Below are 22616 nucleotides of genomic sequence, written 5' to 3' on the forward strand. Positions count from 1 at the left end.
CAGGTATTTCGTACTTCTAATTGCCTGATGCTGCCAGACCTAAATCACTTCCCCCAATCGTCGCTGGCAGTTTGCCTGAGATGTCATACGCGACGCGGCCAGTGCCGCGTACTTTGTTGATGATGCGGTTCGATACTTTACCCCGCAGCTAGTGTGGCAGGTGTGCCCAGTGGGCTGCATCGGCATATCATCGGCCAGGACAAGGCGTCGATTTTGTTGCTGGTTTATGGCATATCTCCATTCATTCGAATCGGAATCTCTAGCGTAAACGTTGCTCCGGTGCCCAGTCCGTCGCTGTGGGCCGTGAGGGTTCCACCCATTTCATGTGCCGCGATTACCGCACTGTGCAGCCCGAATCCGTGTCCGGTTTTCTTGGTGGTGAAGCCGTGTGCAAACACCTGGGTTAGGGCCTCGGGGGCGATGCCCACCCCGTTGTCGGTGACATGGATAATCAGCCTCGGGTTTTGGTCTTGATTTTGCCTCAGTTCCACACGCAGCGTGAGTCTGGGCTCGCCTCTGCTTCCCTCGCCCTCTTCCATGGCCTGCTCGGCATTGCCGATCAGATTGACCAATATCTGCAGTATCCGTCCTTTGTCCAGCGGCAGCGCGGGCATTGGCGCGATCTCTTTGTTCACCACCACCTGGCGGCGCAGAAGCGCGGGGGCGTTGATACGCAATGCGTCTTCCAGCAGTTCACCGATCTGCGCCATCTCCAACCGGCTGGACTTTCCGGCATGGACCTGTTGTGCTGCGATTATTTCCTTGATGTGGTCCACGTTCTTGCTCAAGGCCATCAGCTCATTGATGGCTTCCTGCTGCTCTGCCACCAGCACCGCAGCCAACTGGCGCAGGTAGCCGGGCAACACCTTGCCTCTGGCATCCGATGTGATAAACGCACCCAAATCGTCCGTGTGCTGGTCCATCAATTGCACTGCCCGCACGAGTCCATCCATCTTGGACGTGCGAATGAGCGAGAGAATCAGCGTGGTCGAGACGTTCACGCTGTTGAGCACATTGCCCACGTTATGCAACACATTGGTGGCGATCTCGGCTTTGCCAGCCAGGTGCGAGGCTTCAAGCAACTGCTTGTGCGCCTCGGCGATCTGGCGCTCGGCCTCTTTCAGATCGGAGATGTTCTTGGTGATGCCAAAGGTGCCAACAATTTGGCCAGCGCTGTCGCACAAGGGCATTTTTGTGGTCAATGCCCAGGTGTCGGGCCGCCCATCCACCCAGGTTTCCCTTTCCACACAGCCTATCATCGGCAATCCCGTGCGGATAATTTGCTGCTCGTCATCGAACGCCTGACGGGCGTGTTCATCGGAGAAGAAGTCGAAATCAGACTTACCCACCAGTTCCTCCGGCGCGTTCATTCCAAACTCGCGGGCCAGGGCTGCGCTGCAGGTGATGAAACGGGATTCGGTGTCCTTGAAATAGATATGATCAGGAAAATTGTCTAACAGCGCCCGCAGCAGTTCATGGCCGTTGATTTGCATATCACTGGCGTGCCACTCATCTGCTTGCCGGTGCCGGGTGATGTCAAACAAGACCCCCTGGCTGCCGACAATTGCCCCGTCAGGCCCACGCACAGCAGATTCGACAACCTGGCGATACCGGGGCTGGCCCTCAGCAACGAAACACATTTCCTCTCGCTCGACCTGCTGCCCGGTTTGCATGATCAGCGCGTGCTGACGACATGCATGCGCACAGGGTTCCGGCCGCCACAGTGTATTCGCGTCTGAGGCCGTGCTGGCGGCGATCTCGCTGGCGGTCCGGCCCAGAATCTGGTCCGCCGAAGTAGCCTTGCGTTGGCAGAAGAGAGGATTGACGAAGATAAAACGCCCGACCGCATCCTTGCGGAAAATACCGACGGGTAACTGCCCAACAATCGGCTCCGTCTCTTCCAGGAGGACCGGGCTTATGGCGGAGGCGGTTAGTGTTTTCATTTTTATGGCGCAATCGCGGTCATTGGCTTGCTATTGCCCACTGAAATTGTTCAGCTCATATTCTGCTCGTTGCGGTCATAGTAGGATATTACTTAAACTCTTGTCCAGTTTTCTAGAGCAATCATGCTCTAGTCATCCGCCACACGCTGTGAAAAATGCAGCGGGGCACGAGCTTATCACGCCGGAAGCAGTCAAGCGCCGGTGTTCCATTATCGCCCCGCCTTCAGCATCAGACGAATACGTTTGGTGTCTTCTGCCGTCGCAGGCTGATAAATCACGAGTGTCAGATCAGATCTGCCATCGACGGCGAACGAGGAATACTCGAGGTTCAGCACGCCCGCCACCGGGTGATTAAGCTGCTTGAGTCCCCCACCATGCGACACGATATCGTTCTCGCGCCACATGGCCGCGAAGTCCGGGCTCGACAGGCTCAGATCGTCGATCAATTGTTTCACTTCCTCGGTCGCCCCGGCGCGTGTAATGTCGGCGCGGAATGCCGCGACCACAAAGCGCGCCGCCGTCGCCCAATCAGTTTGCAACAGTCGCGCCTGAGGGTTGCCAAAGAAATTTCTCAGAATGTTGCGCGGCACCGCCAGCGACTCCGGCGACCCCAGCAGCAACGACGCCGCCTTGTTCAAGCCGACGATATCCCAGGTCGACGTCCGCACGAACGCCGGGCTGTATTTGAGTGCATCGAGAATGTGCTGCAGCCGTGGTGAAATGCTCTCCACGTGTTTGTAGCGCACTTCCGGCGGCCGGCCAAACGCCAACAGGTGCGCATGTTCGCGCTCGGCATCGGTCAGCAGCAGCGCCTGCGACACGCGATCGAGCACATTGGTCGAAGGCGCGCCACCGCGTCCCTGCTCCAGCCAGGTGTACCAGGTGGCGCTAACGTTGGCGCGCTGCGCCACTTCCTCGCGCCGCAAACCGGCCGTGCGGCGACGACCAGTGGCATAGCCCAGCGCCGCTGCATCAAGCCGGGAACGGCGGTCTTTCAGATAGGTGCCCAGCGCATTTTCCTTGCCAGTCGTCATGCTTATCCTGTTAACGTTTATACCGGTATATTGTCACTACTTTACCCTGATGAGGTGAACCGCCAGAATAACCCGTGTTCATGATACTCCCGCAGCGGCACAGTTTGAAGATGAAAAAAACCCCGGCGCTGTTGAAAGCCGGCGCTGCCGAATCGGGATATCGTTGCGCGATCAGGTGCATCCAAGTGTTGCATCACGTTTAAATCATCAAGGAGTATCACCATGCGTGTATTCGTTACCGGCGCAACCGGTTTCATCGGCTTCCCCGTCTGCCAGGAATTGATCGCAGCGGGCCACAAGGTTCTCGGTCTGGCCCGCTCAGACGACGGTGCCAGGCGATTGGGTTCGATCGGCGTCGACGTGCATCGCGGTTCGCTGCACGATCTTGAAAGTTTGAAGAGCGGCGCCGCTGCCGCCGACGCCGTCATTCACACGGCCTTCGTCCACGACTTCTCCAAATTCCAGGAGAATTGCGAAATCGACCGACGGGCTATCGATGCCATGGGCACCGTGCTCGCCGGTTCTGACCGCCCCTTCATTGTCACCTCGGGTGCCGGCGGCCTCGCCGCGCCTGGAACGCTGGCAACGGAAGAAGATGTGCCGTTACCCGATCCCCGGACTCCGCGCGTGTCGGAGCAAACCGCGATGGCCTTGCTGGGCAAGGGTGTGAGCGCGGCCGTGGTGCGCCTGCCCCAGGTGCACGATCCATTGATGCAAGGCCTGGTCACCTACGTCATTTCGGTGGCACGTGAAAAAGGCATATCCGCCTACATCGGGGACGGGCGCAACCGTTGGCCCGCAGCCCACGTGTCGGACGTGGCCAGGCTGTATCGGCTCGCGCTGGAGCAGCATGAAGCCGGCGCGAAGTATCATGCCGTGGCGGAAGAAGGTGTCAACATGCGCGACATAGCAGAATCCCTCGGGCGCGGCCTGAATCTGCCGGTAAAATCGCTATCGGTGGAAGAAGCGCAGGCGCATTTTGGCTGGCTCGCCATGTTCGCCGGCCTCGACCTTCCGACATCGAGCGCGTTAACGCGCAAGAAGCTGGGCTGGAATCCAACTGGGCCGGGAATGCTGGCAGACTTGGCACAGCAAAAATACTAAATGCCGGCATCGCCCCATGTAAGCCACGCATACATGGGGAGTACGAACGGGAATAGAATTGTCCGGATCAGGTTTCTGGGGTGATTTTTACCGTCAAGACCGAAATAGTCATAACAGTAAAAAAACTGGTGTTAAATCAGAAGTCCAAATCTTACCGTCAACTTTACCGGCAAGTTATTTTGTTTGGGGTCGATAGCTACCTATAGCCACCGGGACGTAAATTCTTATCATGCGGGTCCACGAAGGTGCTGCGCAGTTCTTGGATGAAGATGGCATCGGCACGGCGCAGCAGGTCGGCAAATTCTTTCTTGACTTCACCCAGGATGCGCACGCCCAGGCCAGGGCCAGGGAAAGGATGGTGGTACACCATGCTGTGCGGCAGGCCCAGGGCGACGCCCAGCTTGCGTACTTCGTCCTTGAACAATTCACGCAGGGGTTCCAGCAGTTTCAGGTTCAGGGTGTCGGGCCAGCCGTGGATGAAGACCAGCGTTTGCGCACCTTGCCCTTACACAAAGACGCCCGTGCATTGCACGTTGAACTTGGGCTGATTCATCAAGTATTTTCCCCGCTCATCGAGTGGCGAATTGATACAGCTCCTTTATAGGCGAGTTTGTCGCGCTATCACCGTCTGTCAAATGCCCGACCTATCAAAGCCAGCATTGCCGTCGTTTACCCGGGGGCCTCAAGGCGAACCGATCTCAACATAGTGGGATCAACCTATGGGCGCTTCCCGGCTCATAAGCATTTACGCTTGACACGGACAAATTATCCCCATAAAGTATACAGGCGTACACCAAACGATATGAGGGCAAACATGGAGTCAACAGGAACGGCATACCGCAAGCACCAAGGTGTGAGCGGAGAATTTGACGCAATCGTCATCGGCTCGGGTATGGGGGGACTCAGTGTGGCCTCGCTCCTGGCGCAGGAAGGCAAGCGCATCCTGCTGCTTGAGCAAAACAATGTGGTCGGCGGCATGACCCAGGCTTACACGCGTAGTGGCTACCGCTGGACCGTGGGCATGCATTACATTGGCGAAGTGGGCTCCACCAAAGGTACAGGCTGGAAGTTGTTCAACCGGGCTACTGCGGGGCGGATCGAATGGTCTGCGCTGCCCGCCATCTTCAATCGCATGGTGATTGGTGACCGGGCCTACGACATCCCGGCGGGCATTGAAGCGTATGGCGATTTCCTCAAAGCACATTTCCCCGAAGAGTCCGTCGCGATCGATGCCTACCTGACGTTGATCGGCAAAGTCGCCAAGTCCTCCGGTCCCTATTTCGCACAAAAAGCGTTGCCACAGAAAACCGCTGAGAAGATCTACGACGCTTACTGCGCAGAGTTTCACCAATACTCGCGAGAGCTCACCATTGACGCCCTTCGCAAGCTGACCAAGAACGAAGAACTGATTGCCGTACTGTGCGCCAACTGGGGCGATTACAGCCTGGAGCCCAGCAAAAGCGCGTTTGCCATGCATTGCATGCTGGCCAAGCATTACCTGAATGGCGCGCATTATCCCGTGGGGGGGAGGCAGCGCCTTTGCCAAGGCGATGGTGCCCATCATTGAAGAGGCGGGTGGCCAGGTGCTGCACAGTGCCGAAGTGGCCGAGATACTCACACGCGACGATGCCGTGACGGGTGTGCGGCTGACCTCGGGCGAAGTCATCTCCTGCCCGACCGTGTTTAGCAATGCTGGTGTGCAAAACACCTTTGGCCGCTTGCTTAGCCACCAAGCCGCAACAGGGCAAGCCATGCTCTCCCAATTGAACCAGGTGCGCGACACCTACGCCGTGGTGGGGATCAATATTGGATTCAAGGGCAGCAATGAACAAGTCGGCCTGCAACCCGCCAATATCTGGTCGCATCCCGGTGCGGATATGGAACAGAACCTGATCGCACACCGGCTGGACTTCAATGCGCCTTTTCCCTGGTACTTCATCACATTCCCATCGACCAAAGACCCGCATTGGGAGCGCGACTTCCCTGGAAAAGCGACGGTGGAAATGTACGCCTACACCGACTATCGCCATTTCGAGCAATGGGCCGGTACCGCATGGATGAAGCGCGGCGACGACTACCTGACTATTAAGGAGCAGATCAAGCAACGCCTGCTCGCCGAGTTGTATCGCCATGTTCCAACCGCGGAGCAGTATGTTGACTACGTGGAGGTTTCCACCCCCTTGTCGTACGAAACCTTTGCCAAGCGAGAGCGCGGGGGATTTATGGGCATAGAGGCATCACCCAGCAGGTTTGAGCAAAAATGGCTGCGGGCACACACGCCCATTCATGGACTCTATCTGACCGGCCAGGACGTTGCCACCGATGGCGTGATCGGCGCGCTGGCTGGCGGCGTGATTGCCGCGTCGGCCTACCTCAAGCGCGACCTCATGACAGAGATTCGAACGGCGGGTTGATGGCAGCCATCCGGGGGGCGACCTGTCGCGCCAAACCGCGCACCCGAGTTTTCCGTGTCCTTTTTTTCAACTGGAGTACCCCATGATTCGCGTAACCGTTTCCTACCCTTCCGCCGAAGGCCAGCGTTTTGACCACGGCTACTACCAAACAAAACACCGCGCGCTGATTCTTGAACTGCTGGAACCGCATGGACTGCAACGTTTGGAAATCGATGCGTGCCTGGCAAACGGTGCAGGCAAGCCGCCGCCCACTGTGGCCGCTGCCCACATGGTGTTTGGCGACCAGGCAGCGTTCCAGGCAGGCATGGCCGTGGCGGGCAAAGCACTGGCCGCTGATATGAAGAATTACACTGACACCGTACCCACCGTGGTCATCAGTGATATGCGCTGAGCGCCAGGGATGCCCCACATCTATGTCTGACGATAGCAGTCTCTCAACAAAATCCCGGATTCTTTCGGCTGCACTCGAGCGTCTTTTGCAGCACGGGCCTGAGCACATCTCCATGCGACAAATTGCAGGGGATGTTGGCATCACACCGATGGCGATCTACAAGCACTTTGCCAACAAGGAAGCCCTGCAACTGGCCTTGCTGGAGGCGGGCTATCTGGTGTTTGAGGAATACCTGCGCCGCCATCTTGATGCAGAGGATTCGCGTCAGCGCCTGCGGCTGTTGGCCCAGGGCTTCTTTGACTTTTCGATCGAGCAGGCAGGCTACTTTGAGCTGATCTTTCTGTCGGGCCGGGGACTGGCCCGTATCAAGGGATGGGAACAGGCCGGAGAAGCTGCCAAGCCCACTTATCGAATCTTGCACCAGTGCGTTCGCGCTTGCATTCAGGATGGTCTGTTTTCAGACACCGACTCGCGGGGTACTACCACATCCATGCTTGCATTTTGCGTAGGCATGTCAGCACTTTATCTGTCTGGCGCTGTCGGCAAAGCACCCCAGAACGCAAGGCCGCATTTCATGGCGGCCTTCGACAGCTACCTGAACCAGTTGAGTGCCGCCTGACAGAACGCTGTGGACCAGAAAACTCTTCACGATCATCCGCTTGTTCGCTTGTCCCGATCGCCGCACTGACCAAGGGAACTCGCAGCATGACTCGCCTCACTGGACTTACGCCCTTCTTCGCGTCGCCGCCATGGCGGCAGCGCTTGGCCTGCTGGCCAGCGATAGCCGCCGTCACGTATTCCCTGCTATATCAATACCTTACACCGGTTTTTCGATAGCTGACGATAGTCTCCGAACAACCTCAAATCATTCCCATTCAATCGTCGCCGGCGGTTTGCCTGAGATGTCATACACCACGCGGTTGATGCCGCGTACTTCGTTGATGATGCGGTTGGATACTTTACCCAGCAGTTCATGTGGCAGGTGTGCCCAGTGGGCTGTCATGAAATCCTGGGTTTGTACGGCGCGCAGGGCAACCACGTATTCGTAGGTGCGGCCATCGCCCATCACGCCAACGGATTTGACTGGCAAGAATACGGCAAAGGCCTGGCTGGTGGCGTCGTACCAGCTTTGCGGTTTTTCTGCATGCGGGTCCACGAAGGTGCTGCGCAGTTCTTGGATGAAAATGGCATCGGCACGGCGCAGCAGGTCGGCAAATTCTTTCTTGACTTCACCCAGGATGCGCACGCCCAGGCCAGGGCCAGGGAAAGGATGGCGGTACACCATGCTGTGCGGCAGGCCCAGGGCGACACCCAGCTTGCGTACTTCGTCCTTGAACAATTCACGCAGGGGTTCCAGCAGTTTCAGGTTCAGGGTGTCTGGCAAGCCACCGACGTTATGATGGCTCTTGATGGTGTGTGAGCCTTTTTTGCCTTTGCCGGCACTTTCGATGACGTCAGGGTAAATCGTGCCCTGCGCCAGCCATTTGGCATTGCTCAGCTTGCCGGACTCTACCTGGAAGACTTCAACAAATTCGCGGCCTATGATCTTGCGTTTGGCTTCTGGGTCAGTGACACCGGCCAGGTGGCCCATGAACTGTGCGCTGGCATCCACATGGATGACTTTGACGCCCAGGTTGTTGGCAAACATTTCCATGACCATCTTGCCTTCATCCAGACGCAGCAGGCCGTGGTCAACGAATACGCAAGTCAGTTTGTCGCCAATGGCACGGTGTATCAAGGCAGCAGCAACGCTGCTGTCGACACCGCCGGACAAGCCGAGGATGACTTCATCGTCACCCACCTGGGCACGTATCGAAGCGACTGCCTCGGCGATGTAATCAGGCATGTTCCAGTCTGATTTGCAGCCGCAGATTTCATGCACAAAACGGCCAAGTATGGCTTCGCCCTGCAGGGTATGGGTGACTTCGGGATGGAACTGCACGGCGTAAAAATGACGCTCTTCGTCAGCCATTGCCGCAATCGGGCAATTGTCTGTAGATGCCATCAGTTTGAAGCCTGGCGGCATTTCATTGACCTTGTCGCCATGGCTCATCCATACCTTGAGCATGCCATGGCCTTCTGACGTGACAAAATCATTGATGTCTTTGAACAGGGCGGTATGGCCACGGGCACGGACTTCGGCGTAACCGAATTCACGCACATGACCGTTTTCAACCTTGCCACCCAGTTGTTCGGCCATGGTCTGCATGCCATAGCAAATACCCAGTACCGGCACGCCGGCATCAAACACGGCCATGGGTGCACGTGGGGTATCCCCTTCGGTCACACTGCTGGGGCCGCCAGACAGGATAATGCCAGCAGCGCCATAGTTGCGAATGAATTCATCACTGACATCATACGGATGTACTTCAGAAAAAACCCCTGCGTCACGCACGCGACGGGCAATCAGTTGCGTGACCTGGGAACCAAAATCAAGGATAAGAATTTTAGAATGCATAACTCAAATTATCATGTCAGGTTGTGCAGGCCTGGCCTGAACAACACGATTGTTTCCTGCATTTCTGGCTGAAAGCAGGGCTTTTTCTGCAAGGCTGATTAATGCTTCCGGTTCTGCATCCGGAAATAAGTCAGTACAGGCGACGCCGGCACTGATGGTCAGCGAGGTTTCTTTTTGATTCACGACTTCGGGATGCATCATGACTGAAGAGCGGATTCTTTCGGCCACCGCAGTAGCAACCAGATGCGATGCACCTGGCAATACCACCAGCAGCAAGTCGGTACCGAATCGGCCCATGGCATCAAAAGGACGTACGCAAGAACGGACACGGCTGACGGTCTTGACCAGCATCAGGTCGGTAATGGCGATACCTTCTGATTCGCGCAGGCCTTCCATCTGGTCCAGGCTGGCGATCAGCAGGGCCAGGGGTTTTTCTGCCTTTGCACAACGTTCCATTTCTATCTTGAGCGAACGTATGATGGCAGCTTTATTCCAGGTTCCCAGCAAGGGGTCGATCAGCGAATCACGCTTGAGGCTGCGGTTTTGCTTGATGACTTCCAGCTGGTTCAGGTACAGCACATCAAACGCCAGTTCACGCTCTATCATGGCAGCCATGTCACTGAAGATCTGGCGCTCATCGTCACCCAGAGTATGCGGTTCATAATCAACCAGCATGACACTGCCGATCAGATGACCGGTATGGTCATAAATGGGATGCGCAGCGAAAAACCGCAAGAAGGGTGTACCGACCACCAGCCCGTGCTTGCCCAGTTCTTCATGCAGGCGCAAATCATGAATTTCCAGCAAATCATCGGTGAAGTTGAAGGCATCACAAAACATGGCTTCAACACTGGTGATGGAACGTTCGGCAAAGTCAAAGCGCTTTGACAGATTACCTAAGCTGACAAAACAGTTTGCAACCCCGAACATATTGATGCCCAGCCTTTCGAAGCGGGCAAGACGGACATCAATTTTTTCGGCTACCAGACGCTCGAATCCCGAATTGACGCGCGTCGATGTGGTAGGACTGGATCGATCTAAGGGCGATGACATACCAATCTCCTGGTGCCTTCAATTCGGGGAATATGCATCAGTCTGCTCTGTAATTAGGCGCTTCTTTGGTGATTTGCACATCATGGACATGCGATTCACGCATACCGGCCGATGTGATTTCGACGAATTCTGATTTGGTATGCAAGTCGTCAATCGACGCGCAACCACAATATCCCATGGAAGAACGCACACCGCCCACCAGTTGATACAGGATTGCCAGCACGCTACCTTTGTAAGGCACGCGGCCTTCAATACCTTCCGGCACCAGTTTGTCAGCGTTATTTGCCGCATCCTGGAAGTAACGGTCAGCAGAGCCATCAGCCATGGCACCCAGGCTACCCATGCCACGATACGATTTATAGCTGCGCCCCTGGAACAGGATGACTTCACCCGGTGCTTCTTCGGTACCGGCAAACATGCTGCCCATCATCACCGTGGATGCGCCGGCAGCCAGTGCCTTGGACACATCACCAGAGAAGCGGACACCGCCATCAGCGATACAGGGAACACCGGTCCCCTTAAGCGCATTGGCGACATTGGAAATCGCAGAAATCTGCGGCACCCCAACACCAGCGACGATACGCGTGGTGCAGATGGAACCTGGGCCGATACCGACCTTGACTGCATCCGCGCCATGTTCTACCAGTGCCAGCGCAGCGGCTGCCGTAGCGATATTGCCACCAATGACTTCGATATGCGGGTAGTTGGTTTTTACCCAGCGTACCCGATCCAGCACCCCTTTGGAGTGGCCATGGGCGGTATCAACCACGATGACATCAACGCCAGCTTTGGCCAGCAAGTCTATCCGCTCTTCATTGTCTACACCAACACCGACGGCAGCGCCTACGCGCAGCTTGCCTTGTTCATCTTTGGAGGCAAAGGGATGCTCTGTTGATTTTTGAATATCTTTTACGGTGATCAGGCCACGCAATTCAAATGCATCGTTGACAACCAGTACACGTTCCAGCCGGTGTTTATTCATCAGGCGCTTGGCTTCTGCCAGGTCGGCACCTTCCTTGACGAACACCAGTTTTTCACGCGGTGTCATTTTGGCACGTGCTTCGGCGTCCAGTTCTTCTTCAAAACGCAAATCGCGGTTGGTGATGATACCCACCACGACTTTGCCTTCGACCACCGGGAAACCGCTGATGCCATGCTGCTGGGACAGGGCAATCACGTCACGAATTTTGGTGTTGGGCGGTATGGTGATGGGATCACGCAACACGCCGGATTCAAAACGTTTGACCTTGGCCACTTCGCGAGCCTGCTCTTTGGCAGTCAGGTTTTTGTGAATAATACCGATACCACCTTCCTGAGCCATGGCTATGGCCAGACGGGCTTCCGTGACGGTATCCATCGCCGCTGATACCAGAGGTATATTCAGCTTGATATTGCGCGTCAATTTGGTCGCAAGTGAGGTATCTTTAGGGAGTATGTCCGAATATGCAGGGACGAGTAGCACGTCATCGAACGTGAGTGCTTTTTGAAGTAAACGCATAGCATTTCCTATAGGCGCAAAACCGAATTATACAGAAAACTTGCGGAATCGTCTTGCTACGTGTAAAACTCTCGAATAATCAAGTGTTTTAAAGAAAGTTTCTTATGTTAATTTCACGCATTGCCCTGCCCTTTATTCTCACTCTTGCCTGCGCCGCCGCACATGCTCAGTATGTATGGCTGGATGAAAAAGGCAACAAACAATTTTCGGACAAACCACCACCGATTTCGGTGCCAAAGAATAAAATCGTCAAATCACCGAATATGGGCGGCAAGTCAGCACCGACTGCCGATGCAGCGCCCGCCCCTGCCGCAGACGATGCAGGCAAGCTGCAAAAGCCGGTGACGACTGCCAGCAAGAATGAGGATTACAACAAGCGCAAAGCCGAACAGGCAGAGAAAGATAAAAAAGCCGAGGATGAAAAGCAGTCTGCTGCCGCCAAGGCCAAAAACTGTGAACGTGCCCGCAGCTATCAACAGAACCTGGAATCTGGCGTGCGCGTTGCCAGCGTAGACAAAAATGGTGAACGCAATTTCATGGATGATGCCCAGCGCAACCAGGAGTTGGCCGATCTCAAGAAAACCCTGGCAGACTGTAAATAAGCTGCAGCTGAGCCGTAAATAAGCAAAATACCAGGCGTCGGCTTATCCCTGCGCCTGTTTTTTCGCTCGACGGCGCCGCGCTTCCATGGGGTCGGCAAGCAAGGGACGGTAAATTTCCACCCTGTCACCTGGATGTAAATGCGCGTCCAGGGGTTTCAGTTTGCCAAAGACCCCTACTTTAAAGACGCCGACATCTATTTCGGGATGCCGTTGTATGATACCGCTTTGCTGTATCACCTGCGTCAGGGTGGCCTGGGTATCGACCTGCACCTCCAGCAGGCTGACGGTGGATGTGCTGGCATAACAGACCTGTACCAGCATGCTTGCATGGTCAGCCATACAAGGCCTCGGCACGGGTGCAGAAAGAATCGACGAAGCTGTTGGCAATCTTGGAAAACACCGGGCCAATCAGATGTTCCAGCAATTTGCTGGAAAATTCATAATTGAGATCAAATTCGATTTTGCAGGCATCTGCCCTGAGTTCAGTGAACTTCCAGCAACCGGATAATTGTCTGAAAGGCCCTTCAACCAGATTCATTTGCATCATATGGGGACGCTGATTATTGTTTTTCGTTGTAAACTGCTGCTTGATACCATGATAATTAATGGCAAGGGTGGCAACCAGTTCATGCTCGGTACGCTCGGCGACATGTACTTCGCCGCACCAGGGCAAGAATTGCGGATATTTTTCGACGTCATCGACCAGGGCAAACATTTGCTCTGCACTGTAAGCAACAAAAACTGTTTTATGCACGACTGCCATCAAGAAGAACCATTTGGTAGAATCACAGGTTCGCATTTTAACCGAGTCATTGCAGGGATCGAAACGCATTCCATTGTTTCTTTACCCTGAGATCACCTATTTTCATCCCACATGAGCATTGCTGATAATAAAAAAGCATTCCACGATTACTTTATCGAGGAACAATTCGAAGCCGGTGTCGTCCTGCAAGGCTGGGAAGTCAAGGCCATACGCGCCGGGCGCGCGCAGTTGAAAGAAGCGTATGTCATCGTCAAGAGTGGCGAAATTTTTCTATTCGGCGCGCATATTGGTGCCCTGCCGACTGCCTCTACCCACATTCACCCCGATTCGGTCAGAACACGTAAATTATTGTTAAATGCAGCAGAAATTAGCAAACTGATAGGTAAAGTTGAACGCTCTGGCTACACCATGGTGCCGCTGAACCTGCATTTCAGCAAGGGGCGCATCAAATGTCAGATCGGTCTGGCCAAAGGTAAAAAGCAGCATGACAAGCGCGATACCGAGAAAGAAAAAGACTGGCAACGTGAACAACAAAAAATCATGAAGCAAAACCGTCGCTAAAATTATTTAGCTGGTTTAGTTAATTTAGATGATTTTTCGGAACCAGTTGATTGGGATGATCTGCCTGGATCAACGACTGGGGGCATACAGATCATGCCCGGCATCCTGTATCTGGCGACGCAAGGCGCGTCGCTCATCCGGGGTCAGGCGATTACGCTTTTGTGCACTGTCGGCGCGGCCACAGCCATGCTCGCCATCACGCTGCGTATCACTACAGTTATCGAGTAAACGATTTTGGTTAAGTTTCTTGCTCAACTGGCGTTCGCGCTGCTTATTGAGCAACTCTTCCTTGCGGGCAAGCTCATCTTTACGCTGAGCATCACCGCCACTAAACCTGTTCCAGAATCCACCGCCGTTGTTCGCCCGACCATTGTCCGCCATTGCTCCCGCCGTCAATGACAGCGACAACAATAAGACAGAAATTTTCAAGTACGGTATATTCATTGCCTGGTTTGCTTACAAAAAGCGATTGCCTAATAAGATTGCCTGATAATTTAACGACCAAAGATGCAGAAAATGGATGCGTAATGAAGGCCAGAGAAAAGGATGCTAATTTTATTCCCAAACTTGCATCTGATGCTAGTCAATTTGATTGAATTCAGTTTACGATAGCTGCAAGAATTCCGCTGTGGTATTCCGTAAAGTATGTAACAGTTTGTAATCCAGACAAGTAATTCTGTTTGCAAGCCTACTCGATGACAGTACTATATTCCCATGAACAATACGACCCCCACACCAGACTCCACAAACACCACCTCAAATAGCCCAAAAGCAAAAATTCTGGTCGTTGACGATGACCTGCGCTTACGCGATTTGTTGCGTCGCTACCTGACCGAACAAGGCTTCCAGGTAGTCAGCGCCGAAAATGCGCAGGCCATGAACAAACTGTGGATACGCGAGCGTTATGACATGCTGGTGCTCGACCTGATGTTGCCCGGTGAAGACGGACTGGCAATCTGCCGCCGTCTGCGCGGTGCTGGCGACAAAACGCCGATCATCATGCTGACCGCCAAGGGCGAAGAAGTAGACCGCATCATCGGCCTGGAAATGGGCGCGGATGATTACCTGCCCAAACCTTTCAGCCCGCGTGAACTGGTGGCCCGCATCAACGCCGTGTTGCGCCGCAAAACGCCGGATGAATTGCCGGGCGCACCATCCGAAGGCCCGCAAAGTTTTGCCTTCGGTGACTTTGTGCTGGATCTGGGCACCCGCACACTGAAAAAACAAAATGAAAACATCGCCCTCACTACCGGCGAGTTTTCGGTCTTGAAAGTATTTGCACGCCACGCACGGCAACCCCTGTCACGTGAAAAGTTGATGGAACTGGCCAGGGGCCGCGAGTATGAGGTGTTTGACCGCAGCCTGGACGTACAGATTTCGCGCCTGCGCAAACTGATAGAACCAGACCCGGGCAATCCCCTGTACATACAGACCGTGTGGGGTCTGGGCTATGTGTTCATACCAGATGGTCAGTCACATTAAGCTACAAATCTCTTAATCATTTGCTTCTTTACTGTTGTTTTTAAGCCAAAACTGAATGCACTCTTATTTGAACAGCCTGGAGTGGCTTAAGAGCGGCTTGTTTTGGCGCACCTTCTTCATGCTGGCGCTGCTTGTCACCGCCAGTATGACGGCGTGGATGGCCAATTTCCGGATACTGGAAACCACGCCCCGGGCGCAGCAAATGGCGGCGCAGATCGTTTCCATCGTCACCATCACCCGTGCTGCACTAACTCATTCGGCCCCCGAAAAACGGCACCAATTATTGTCCGACCTGGCCAACAAGGAAGGGGTGCAGATTTACCTGCTGGAAGACAATGACCACGTCGAAGAACCGGATGCCACCAGCTTCTTCCAGGAATCCAAAGCCATCATGCTGAGAGGCCTCGGCCCCGACACCCGCTTTGCCAGCAAATTGAATGGCGTCAGTGGTTTCTGGATCAGCTTTGATATCGACGATGACCACTACTGGCTGCGCCTGGAACAAGACCGGCTGGACCCACCTATTGGCCTGCAACTGTTCAGTTGGGCGATGGCAACCCTGTTCCTGACGCTGCTGGGTGCGGCTATCATTTCCAAGCTGATCAATGATCCGCTGTCACGCCTGAGTAATGCTGCCCGTGCCATCGCCAAGGGCAAGCAACCACCACCCTTGCCACAAAAAGGGCCAAAAGAAATACGTGAAACCAATCAGAGTTTCAACACCATGATGGAAGATCTGGCCAGGATAGAAGCCGACCGCACCATCATTCTGGCCGGTATCTCGCATGACTTGCGCACCCCGCTGGCGCGCATGCAACTGGAAGTGGAAATGGCCAACCTGAGCGCAGATTCCAGACAAGGCATGCAATCCGACCTGCAACAGATGGACGCCATCATCGGCCAGTTTCTCGATTACGCCAAGCCACTGGATAAAGCGGAGCTGGAAACCATCAACCTGAGCGAGGTCTTGCAGCAGATCATCGATGAAGCCTCGCGCTTTCAATACCTGCGCCTGCGTACCGCGATCACACCCGATCTGTTCATCAATGGCAATATGACTGAAGTCCGGCGGCTATTCAATAACCTGATAGAAAACGCCTGCCGCTACGGCAAGACCACAGGCGCACCGATCACGACGCTGGATATACAGTGCTCACGCAAAAACAAAGAGCGCAAGCTCGGCATATTGATCAGTTTTCGTGATCATGGGGTCGGTGTTGCAGAACCGGACCTGATACGCCTGCTAAAACCATTTACCCGCGGCGACGCCTCACGCAGCCAGGCCAACGGTTCTGGCCTGGGTCTGGCGATTGTTGACCGTATCGTCAAACGCCACGGCGGCAAATTACGCATCTACAACCATCAGGAAGGTGGCTTTGTCATCGTGATTGCGTTACAGGAAGCCAAAGACGTCTGAGATACATTGCCCCCCGTTTCAAAACAGACTGTGTTATGCGGATTGAAAACACCTTCGCTTGAATACAAAAAATCCCGGTTTCCCGGGATTTTTCACTACTGCCTATCAATAAACAATCTCTGTTTTACAAGCGCCCAGTCACCATGGCCAACTGGGTGGCAGGCTTGCTTTTTTCTTCAGCCTGCGCCGGTGTTTCGGTTTGGGGTGCGCTCAGTTCATAACTCATGTGCATGCCTGGTTCCAGCTTTGGTGTTGCTGCCGGAGTGACTTGCTCAAGGGCTGCGGTTTTTTGTGTCACGGCTCTGGATGCAGTGCCGGCGATACCGACATTGCTTAAACCGGCAAACCCAGCGATACCGGCGCACAGTATCAGGCCTGCAATCACTGCTGGACGCAGGCGGAAACGTTTTTGCACTTCATCCTGTTGTAGTGCCTGTGCATCATATGCCACGTCGATTGGTGCAATTGCCAGAATTTGCTCGACTTGCTGACGCCATTCTTCTGACTGATGCCTGTTGTTGAGCAATTTTGTGATCAGTGCCTGGGCCAATTGTTCTGCCTCTTGATGTTCGGCTTCCAGTGTCTGTTTGGCCAATTCTGCTTCTGCCTGCAATTCATCTTGATGCTGCTGGATCTGCAACACATTTTGCGCTTGCCATGCCTTGGCAGATGCCAGTGCCTGGGCGATCAGTGCCTGGGCTTGCGCTTCTTCCTGGCCACGAGCCTGCAACATGGCTTGCAACTCTTGCTCTGCCGCGACTTGCTGATCCAGTTGCGCCTGCAAGGCTTGCTCTTCCTCCAGACGTTTTGCCACCGCTGTTGCCAGCTCCTGCTCTTTGGCCCTGGTTTGTGCCTGGGCTGCGCCTACCTGACGCTGCAGTTCTGCCTGCAATGTGGCTTGCAATTCGGCTTCTGCTGCCAGTTGCTGGTCCAGTTGGACTTGCAAGGCTTGTTCTTGTTCGAGGCGCTTGGTTTTGGCGATGGCCAGTTCCTGCTCTTTTGCCTGTGTTTGTGTCTGTGCAACGTCCACCTGGCGCTGGAATTCTTGTTGCAATGCAGCTTCGGCTGCCTGTTGTTGTGCCAGTTGCGCTTGCAGTGCCTGTTCTTGCGCTACACGCTCGGCGATGGCTGCTGCCAATGCCTGCTCTTGCTCCAGTCTTTGGGCTTCCAGCGCTTCAATCTGGCTTTCTTCCAGCAATTTTGCGCGCAATGCTGGCAATGCTTCTTCATCAGCGGCGATTTGCAATGCAATGGCGGCAGCCACTTCACGTTCCAGTGCCAGCTTTTCTTGTTCAATGGCATTGGCGATGATCAGTTGTTCGGCTCTTTGCGCGCTTTGCTCGGCCAGTTCGGCTTCCAGGTGTACGCGCTCTTCCGACGCCATCATGACCAGGCGTTCAGCCTCCATTTTGTCTTCGATCAGGCGCAGGGCTTCCTGCTTCAGTTGCAGGCTATCCATTTCCACCTGTTTCTGTTGCTGGATAGCGATGATTTCACGCTGTTCCAGCGCGGCACGTTGCTGTTCCGCCTGTTGCATTTCAAATAATTCTATGGCACGGGCCTGTGCCAGTTCAGTTGCCTGCTGTTCAGATATGGCCAGTGCATTGGCCAGTTCTGCGGCTTCTTTTTCACTTTGCAATCTGGCTTGGATGGCGACATTGGCGTCTTGTTCGGCATTGGCGCGGATTTCGCACAGGCTCAGGTATTCTTGCTCGGCCAGTTGGCGTTGCTCGGCTTCTTGCGCTGCTTTTTGTTCGCTTGCCAGTTTTTGCTGAACCAGGCTCAGTGCTTCCAGTTCACAGGCAGCGCGATGATTTTCAGTGACAGTCAATGCGTCTGCTTCACGCAATCTGGTTTCGGTTGCTTCTGCGGCCATGCGCTGGGCTTCGGCATGCTCTATCGAGCGGGACAGCAAAGCTTGCTCGGCATTCGCCACACGCAAAGCAGCTTCCAGCGCCTGCTGTTCCTTGGTGGCGCGCTGGGCAGCGGCTTCTGCCAATTGACGTTCGGTATCCAGCTTGGCTTGCAGGGCAACTTCTGCGGCTTCTTCCCGTTCCAGCTTGGCTTGCAATTCGGCGCTGATTTTTTGTTCGGTCGCGATTTTTTCTTGCCCGGCACGGCTCAATTCCAGCAACAAGGCAGATTTTTCTTCCAGCGCAGCAGCTGCCTGGCGTTTGATCAGCGCTTCTTCAGCCGATTGCGCCAGCCATTGTTTTTCTGTTTCATTGAATTTTTCTGCCAGTTGACGGGCTTCCGCTTCTGCAGCCTTGCGTGCTTCTATCAGTTTGCATTGTTCCTGTTCGGCAGCCAGGCGGGCCTGGGCTTCGGTGGCGGCGGCCTGTTCTGCCTGTTGCTTGGCAGTCAGGCTGGCCAGTACGGCTTGCTCGGCATCAGCACGCAATTGCTGGGTAGCCAGCAATTCTTGTTCTTGTTGCAGACGCTGTGCCAGCAATTCTGCCACCAGTTTTTGGGCGTCGGCATGGGCAGCCAATTCCTGGAACAGGGCCTTTTCTGATGCCAGGGTCACTTCGGTCGCGGCACGGATGATCTGTTCGGCACGGGCACGTGCTTCGGCAAACTGACGGGCTTCGGTTTCGCTGGCCAGACGGCTTTGCACCTGCTGATGTGCATCTTGTTCGGCCAGCAGTTTTGCTTCTGTGTTGTCCAGCAAAGACTGGTCATCTGCCAGACGTTGTTGCAATACCAGGTCCAGTTCAGCAAGTTTATGGTTCTTTTCTACCACCAGTTCATGCGCACGATGCTGGCTGGCGGCATAGGCTTGTGCCTGTACTTGCAATGCCTGTTCAGCCTGCAGTTTGGCGGCGGCCAGTTCCCTGGCTTCCTGCTCGGCTCTGGCACGAACAGCGGCAGCCTGGGCATGTTGTTGTTCTGCTGTCGCCCTGGCAATGGCGGCAGCACTGGCGATTTTTTCTGATTCCAGTTTTTCAGTTGCGGCTTGTGCTTCTGCCAGTGCAGCTTCTGCCTTTTGTTTTTCCAGTCTGGCTTGTTCTTCCAGTGCCTGTGCAGCCTGTTGCTGTGATTTGGCTTTTTCCTGCTCCAGTTTTGCCAGTTGCGTGGCGGCCTTTACACGGGCAGCGGCAGCGGCAGCGGCTTGTTGTTCTGCCTTGGCTTGTTGATTATTTTGTTCCAGCAGTTTTTTTTCTTCTGCGACCTTGGCTTCCATGGCAGTACGCAAGGTTTGCTCGGATTGCAGTCTGGCCAGGTGCTGGTCACGCTGTTCCTGCTCTACTACGGCCTTGGCTTGCCATTCTGCGGTCAGACGTTTTTCTGCTTCCAGTTTTTCTTGCACCAGGCTCAGGGCTCTTTGTTCGGATTCGGCACGCAGTCTCAGGGTTTTGCCCAGTTCTTCTGCTTCTACTGCCTTGCTTTGCGCCAGTACCGCCGATTGCTTTTGCAGCTCTGCATGTTCCTGCATTTTTTGCAGGCGAACTTGCTCTGCAGCAATCATGGTCTGCCGTGCGGTGCGTGCTTCGGCTTCTTGCTGCTGACGGGCATTCAAGACATTGACGTGCTCACGGTCTGCGTGGGCACGGGCAAAAACTTGCTCGGCAGCTGATTTTTCTGCTTCAAGTTTTTCCTGCGCTGCCCTTGCCGCCTGCTTTTCAGCTTCCAGGTGCATTTGCTCGGCACGTGCCATTTCTGTGGCTTGATAGCTTTTCAGCAAAGCCACCTTGGCGGCCTTGCATTGGGTTTCTTTTTGCAGTTCTGTCTGTTCCAGTGCAGATTTTTCTGCTTCCAGCGTTGCTTCCAGCGCCAGTCTTTCTTCACGTTCGGCCTGCTCTTTGGCTATGGCTATGGCCATGGCTTCTTCTTCGGCACGCAGTCTTGCTTCTGCTTCTTGCTGGGCAGTCTGTTCCAACTGCAGTTTTTCCTGGGTCGCTTTCAGCACTTGCTGCACTGCCTGGGCACGGCGACGTTCTGCCTGTAATTTTTCTTCCTGAAGTTCCATCGCTTTCACCTCATCATTAGTGCGTTGCTGTTGGACGCGCAAAAACTCAGTCGCATCGTGATTTTTCTTGGCAGCGGCCGCCGCCATTTTTTGCTGCAATTCCACCTGCTCCATGGTTTTTTCCAGGTTCAGTTTTTCTGCAACACATTCTGATTCCTGGGCGACACGACGTGCATGGTCGGCCTGTTCCTGCAGGCGCAACAGTTCGGCATGTGATTGGTCGGCCTGTGCCAATGCTTCAGATTCTTCGGTTTTTTTACGTTCGGCGTTAAGTCTTTCCTGCAAGGCAGCAGCAGCTTTTTGCTCTGCCTCTACCCGCATTTTTTCAGCCAGCATCAATTCTTTGGCTTTTTTGGCTTTTTCTGCCGATGCCAGATTGGCTTTTTTCAAGAGTTCAGCCTGGAAAGCGCTGGCACTCAGGGCTTGTTGCTCGGAATCAGCCTGCTCACGTGCTTCCTGCACGGCAATACGCTCTATTTCCACCCGCTCTTGTGCCAATTTGGCGGCACGCTGTTCTTCTGCTGCGCGCTGGCGGGCAATTTCAGTTGCTTCTTTCTCTGCCAGGCGACGCTGACGCGCTTCTTCCGACAAGACGGCTTCAGCTTCCTGGCGGGCACGGGCTTGCAAATCGGCCTGTTGCTCGTTTTCGATGCGGCTCATGGCGGTCGATTGCAGATCACGTTCGGCACGGATGCGGGATTCGGTTGCCATGCGGATTTTGTCTTCGGCGTCGCGTCTGGCTTGTGCCGTGGTCGCGGCAATCATTTCAGCCTGTTCACGACGTGAGGCGGCAATACGCAATTCTTCTTCTGACTGCATGCGCAGTTGTATCGCTTCAGCCGCCTTTTTTTCGGATTCCATGCGGGCATGGGCGATGGCTTCTTGTTCTTGCTCCAAAGCAACACGGGTCAAGGCGTCTTCACGTGCGCGCACTTCGGCGGGGGCACGGTTGATGGCATATTCCAGTGCCATGGCTTCGGCCTGATCGCGTTCCTTGTTGACTTGCAGGGATTCACTACGTACCTTGGCCAGCATTTCTGATGTTTCGCGGGCTTCGCGCTCCTGCTTTTCGCGCTCGCGTGCCAGTTCAGTAATGCGCGCATCGGCACGGGCACGTTCTTCTGCCTGTTGGCGGGCGGATTGTGATGCGGCAAAGCGTTCTGCCGCCCAGTTCCTGGCATTGGTGGTCTGTGTTGCCAGTTTTTGTGCTTCGGCATGGGCCTGGGAAGCCAGCGCCGATTCAGCCTTATATTGTTTCTCGGCCTTTTCGGTGGCCTGCTGTTCCATTTTTGAGCGCAGTTCGGATTGTTCACGGGCACGGGCTTCCATCTGCGCCCTTTCCTGCAAGTTCCGGGTTTCTTCTGCAGTGGCGGCGATGCGCGCCTGGCTGGCAGCATTCGACTGGCGCTCGGCCATCAGTTTTGCCTGGGTACCGACAGCGGCTTCCTGCTCCAGTGCCAGTTTGCGCTGGGCAAGTTCTGCGGCTTCGGCTTCGGCCTGCGCCCTGGTTTCTGCCAGCGCCCTGGCCTGGGTTTCTGCTTTCAGCCTGGTTTCGGCGGCAACGGTGGCGCGGGCTTCTGCCTCTACCCGTGCAATGGCTTCACGAATACCTTTCACGTCGATGCGGACATTGGACTCAATGGCCTCTTCCGGTGGTAAATAATCGTCTTTATGGTCGCCATGGCGATCAAGGGAGTAGTCTCCCAAAGATAATTTATTTAACAAGGCTTGATTGCTGTCCATTCTGCACTCCTGATTTGATAGTCGTTCGCCGTCATCGCGGGCCCTGCCATGCCGGAACTTCTTATCCTGAATTATCAATGAAGAAAAAACTGACGATGACCGGAGCAGAAGTGGAAAAACGCCTCAATTCTTGTTTTATCCGTTTCCCTTAAGGCTGGAGGGACGTAAAATAGCGGCTAACAC

At 54.7% G+C, this 22616-nt stretch carries 18 protein-coding genes and 2 pseudogenes; 9 read left to right on the plus strand and 11 right to left on the minus strand.

All coding sequences use genetic code 11. The features are described from left to right. Positions 1 to 16 precede the first annotated feature (16 nt). The 3 genes and pseudogenes from ACO0LM_RS03485 to ACO0LM_RS03495 all read right to left on the minus strand — a co-directional run. Positions 17 to 175, minus strand: a pseudogene (locus ACO0LM_RS03485) (hypothetical protein); the annotation flags it as partial. Between the two features lie 49 nt (positions 176 to 224). Further along, positions 225 to 1943, minus strand: coding sequence for a PAS domain-containing protein (locus ACO0LM_RS03490; protein ID WP_423034374.1), 1719 nt, complete (start codon positions 1941 to 1943; stop codon positions 225 to 227). A 209-nt stretch (positions 1944 to 2152) separates the two neighbouring features. Further along, positions 2153 to 2977, minus strand: coding sequence for a helix-turn-helix transcriptional regulator (locus ACO0LM_RS03495; protein ID WP_423034376.1), 825 nt, complete (start codon positions 2975 to 2977; stop codon positions 2153 to 2155). 222 nt (positions 2978 to 3199) lie between these two features. Between ACO0LM_RS03495 and ACO0LM_RS03500 the strand changes: the two genes are divergently transcribed. After that, positions 3200 to 4081, plus strand: coding sequence for an SDR family oxidoreductase (locus tag ACO0LM_RS03500; RefSeq protein ID WP_423034378.1), 882 nt, complete (start codon positions 3200 to 3202; stop codon positions 4079 to 4081). Between the two features lie 244 nt (positions 4082 to 4325). On the opposite strand, the pseudogene ACO0LM_RS03505 reads toward ACO0LM_RS03500, so the two are convergent. Beyond that, positions 4326 to 4559: pseudogene (locus tag ACO0LM_RS03505) on the minus strand (GMP synthase (glutamine-hydrolyzing)); the annotation flags it as partial. A gap of 336 nt (positions 4560 to 4895) precedes the next feature. Here ACO0LM_RS03505 and ACO0LM_RS03510 point away from each other — a divergent pair. From ACO0LM_RS03510 to ACO0LM_RS03525, 4 genes are all read left to right on the plus strand, one after another. Next, positions 4896 to 5648, plus strand: coding sequence for a phytoene desaturase family protein (locus ACO0LM_RS03510; protein WP_423034380.1), 753 nt, complete (start codon positions 4896 to 4898; stop codon positions 5646 to 5648). Next, a complete protein-coding gene (locus tag ACO0LM_RS03515) occupies positions 5584 to 6495 on the plus strand; it encodes a phytoene desaturase family protein (protein ID WP_423034382.1) in 912 nt (303 codons plus the stop codon). The genes ACO0LM_RS03510 and ACO0LM_RS03515 overlap by 65 nt, the downstream gene beginning before the upstream one ends. A gap of 82 nt (positions 6496 to 6577) precedes the next feature. Continuing rightward, positions 6578 to 6886: an EthD family reductase gene (locus ACO0LM_RS03520; protein ID WP_423034384.1), complete on the plus strand. Its 309-nt coding sequence runs from the start codon at positions 6578 to 6580 to the stop codon at positions 6884 to 6886. A gap of 22 nt (positions 6887 to 6908) precedes the next feature. Then, positions 6909 to 7505, plus strand: coding sequence for a TetR/AcrR family transcriptional regulator (locus ACO0LM_RS03525; protein WP_423034386.1), 597 nt, complete (start codon positions 6909 to 6911; stop codon positions 7503 to 7505). Positions 7506 to 7751: 246 nt separating this feature from the next. On the opposite strand, the gene guaA is transcribed toward ACO0LM_RS03525, so the two are convergent. From guaA to guaB, 3 genes are read right to left on the minus strand one after another with little or no spacing between them, the layout of a single operon-like run. Then, complete coding sequence (gene guaA, locus ACO0LM_RS03530) at positions 7752 to 9344, minus strand: glutamine-hydrolyzing GMP synthase (RefSeq protein WP_422986731.1); 1593 nt, start codon at positions 9342 to 9344, stop codon at positions 7752 to 7754. Between the two features lie 3 nt (positions 9345 to 9347). Next, a complete protein-coding gene (locus ACO0LM_RS03535) occupies positions 9348 to 10397 on the minus strand; it encodes a GGDEF domain-containing protein (RefSeq protein ID WP_423034388.1) in 1050 nt (349 codons plus the stop codon). Between the two features lie 37 nt (positions 10398 to 10434). After that, positions 10435 to 11895, minus strand: coding sequence for an IMP dehydrogenase (gene guaB, locus ACO0LM_RS03540; protein ID WP_422986735.1), 1461 nt, complete (start codon positions 11893 to 11895; stop codon positions 10435 to 10437). Positions 11896 to 11999: 104 nt separating this feature from the next. Between guaB and ACO0LM_RS03545 the strand changes: the two genes are divergently transcribed. Continuing rightward, positions 12000 to 12497: a DUF4124 domain-containing protein gene (locus ACO0LM_RS03545; RefSeq protein ID WP_423034390.1), complete on the plus strand. Its 498-nt coding sequence runs from the start codon at positions 12000 to 12002 to the stop codon at positions 12495 to 12497. Positions 12498 to 12539: 42 nt separating this feature from the next. Here ACO0LM_RS03545 and ACO0LM_RS03550 read toward each other — a convergent pair whose 3' ends face one another. Further along, complete coding sequence (locus ACO0LM_RS03550) at positions 12540 to 12836, minus strand: RnfH family protein (protein ID WP_423034392.1); 297 nt, start codon at positions 12834 to 12836, stop codon at positions 12540 to 12542. Further along, positions 12829 to 13260, minus strand: coding sequence for a type II toxin-antitoxin system RatA family toxin (locus tag ACO0LM_RS03555; RefSeq protein ID WP_422986994.1), 432 nt, complete (start codon positions 13258 to 13260; stop codon positions 12829 to 12831). Before ACO0LM_RS03555 ends, ACO0LM_RS03550 begins: the two co-directional genes overlap by 8 nt. 111 nt (positions 13261 to 13371) lie before the next feature. On the opposite strand from ACO0LM_RS03555, the gene smpB reads away from it, so the two are divergent. Further along, complete coding sequence (gene smpB, locus ACO0LM_RS03560; protein WP_422986741.1) at positions 13372 to 13821, plus strand: SsrA-binding protein SmpB; 450 nt, start codon at positions 13372 to 13374, stop codon at positions 13819 to 13821. A 69-nt stretch (positions 13822 to 13890) separates the two neighbouring features. Here the strand turns inward: smpB and ACO0LM_RS03565 are convergent, their stop codons facing one another. Further along, the gene (locus ACO0LM_RS03565) at positions 13891 to 14265 is read right to left on the minus strand and encodes a hypothetical protein (protein WP_423034394.1); all 375 of its coding nucleotides are present in this window, start codon (positions 14263 to 14265) and stop codon (positions 13891 to 13893) included. Between the two features lie 270 nt (positions 14266 to 14535). Between ACO0LM_RS03565 and ompR the strand changes: the two genes are divergently transcribed. After that, entirely contained in the window at positions 14536 to 15303 is a 768-nt protein-coding gene (ompR, locus tag ACO0LM_RS03570) for a two-component system response regulator OmpR (RefSeq protein ID WP_423034396.1), read from the plus strand. A gap of 55 nt (positions 15304 to 15358) precedes the next feature. Then, positions 15359 to 16720: an ATP-binding protein gene (locus ACO0LM_RS03575; RefSeq protein WP_423034398.1), complete on the plus strand. Its 1362-nt coding sequence runs from the start codon at positions 15359 to 15361 to the stop codon at positions 16718 to 16720. A 124-nt stretch (positions 16721 to 16844) separates the two neighbouring features. Here ACO0LM_RS03575 and ACO0LM_RS03580 read toward each other — a convergent pair whose 3' ends face one another. Next, the gene (locus ACO0LM_RS03580) at positions 16845 to 22433 is read right to left on the minus strand and encodes a hypothetical protein (protein ID WP_423034400.1); all 5589 of its coding nucleotides are present in this window, start codon (positions 22431 to 22433) and stop codon (positions 16845 to 16847) included. Positions 22434 to 22616: the final 183 nt, after the last annotated feature.

It is taken from the genome of Undibacterium sp. Di26W, from assembly GCF_049340265.1.
In the GTDB taxonomy this organism is placed as follows: domain Bacteria; phylum Pseudomonadota; class Gammaproteobacteria; order Burkholderiales; family Burkholderiaceae_D; genus Undibacterium.

Coding starts and splice junctions, on each gene's coding strand:
- ompR (WP_423034396.1), top strand. CDS start 14,536: ATGAACAATACGACCCCCACACCAGACTCCACAAACACCACCTCAAAT.
- guaA (WP_422986731.1), bottom strand. CDS start 9,344: ATGCATTCTAAAATTCTTATCCTTGATTTTGGTTCCCAGGTCACGCAA.
- ACO0LM_RS03545 (WP_423034390.1), top strand. CDS start 12,000: ATGTTAATTTCACGCATTGCCCTGCCCTTTATTCTCACTCTTGCCTGC.
- ACO0LM_RS03580 (WP_423034400.1), bottom strand. CDS start 22,433: ATGGACAGCAATCAAGCCTTGTTAAATAAATTATCTTTGGGAGACTAC.
- ACO0LM_RS03525 (WP_423034386.1), top strand. CDS start 6,909: ATGTCTGACGATAGCAGTCTCTCAACAAAATCCCGGATTCTTTCGGCT.
- ACO0LM_RS03510 (WP_423034380.1), top strand. CDS start 4,896: ATGGAGTCAACAGGAACGGCATACCGCAAGCACCAAGGTGTGAGCGGA.
- ACO0LM_RS03490 (WP_423034374.1), bottom strand. CDS start 1,943: ATGAAAACACTAACCGCCTCCGCCATAAGCCCGGTCCTCCTGGAAGAG.
- guaB (WP_422986735.1), bottom strand. CDS start 11,895: ATGCGTTTACTTCAAAAAGCACTCACGTTCGATGACGTGCTACTCGTC.
- ACO0LM_RS03500 (WP_423034378.1), top strand. CDS start 3,200: ATGCGTGTATTCGTTACCGGCGCAACCGGTTTCATCGGCTTCCCCGTC.
- ACO0LM_RS03515 (WP_423034382.1), top strand. CDS start 5,584: ATGGCGCGCATTATCCCGTGGGGGGGAGGCAGCGCCTTTGCCAAGGCG.
- smpB (WP_422986741.1), top strand. CDS start 13,372: ATGAGCATTGCTGATAATAAAAAAGCATTCCACGATTACTTTATCGAG.
- ACO0LM_RS03550 (WP_423034392.1), bottom strand. CDS start 12,836: ATGGCTGACCATGCAAGCATGCTGGTACAGGTCTGTTATGCCAGCACA.
- ACO0LM_RS03555 (WP_422986994.1), bottom strand. CDS start 13,260: ATGGCAGTCGTGCATAAAACAGTTTTTGTTGCTTACAGTGCAGAGCAA.
- ACO0LM_RS03495 (WP_423034376.1), bottom strand. CDS start 2,977: ATGACGACTGGCAAGGAAAATGCGCTGGGCACCTATCTGAAAGACCGC.
- ACO0LM_RS03535 (WP_423034388.1), bottom strand. CDS start 10,397: ATGTCATCGCCCTTAGATCGATCCAGTCCTACCACATCGACGCGCGTC.
- ACO0LM_RS03565 (WP_423034394.1), bottom strand. CDS start 14,265: ATGAATATACCGTACTTGAAAATTTCTGTCTTATTGTTGTCGCTGTCA.
- ACO0LM_RS03575 (WP_423034398.1), top strand. CDS start 15,359: ATGCACTCTTATTTGAACAGCCTGGAGTGGCTTAAGAGCGGCTTGTTT.
- ACO0LM_RS03520 (WP_423034384.1), top strand. CDS start 6,578: ATGATTCGCGTAACCGTTTCCTACCCTTCCGCCGAAGGCCAGCGTTTT.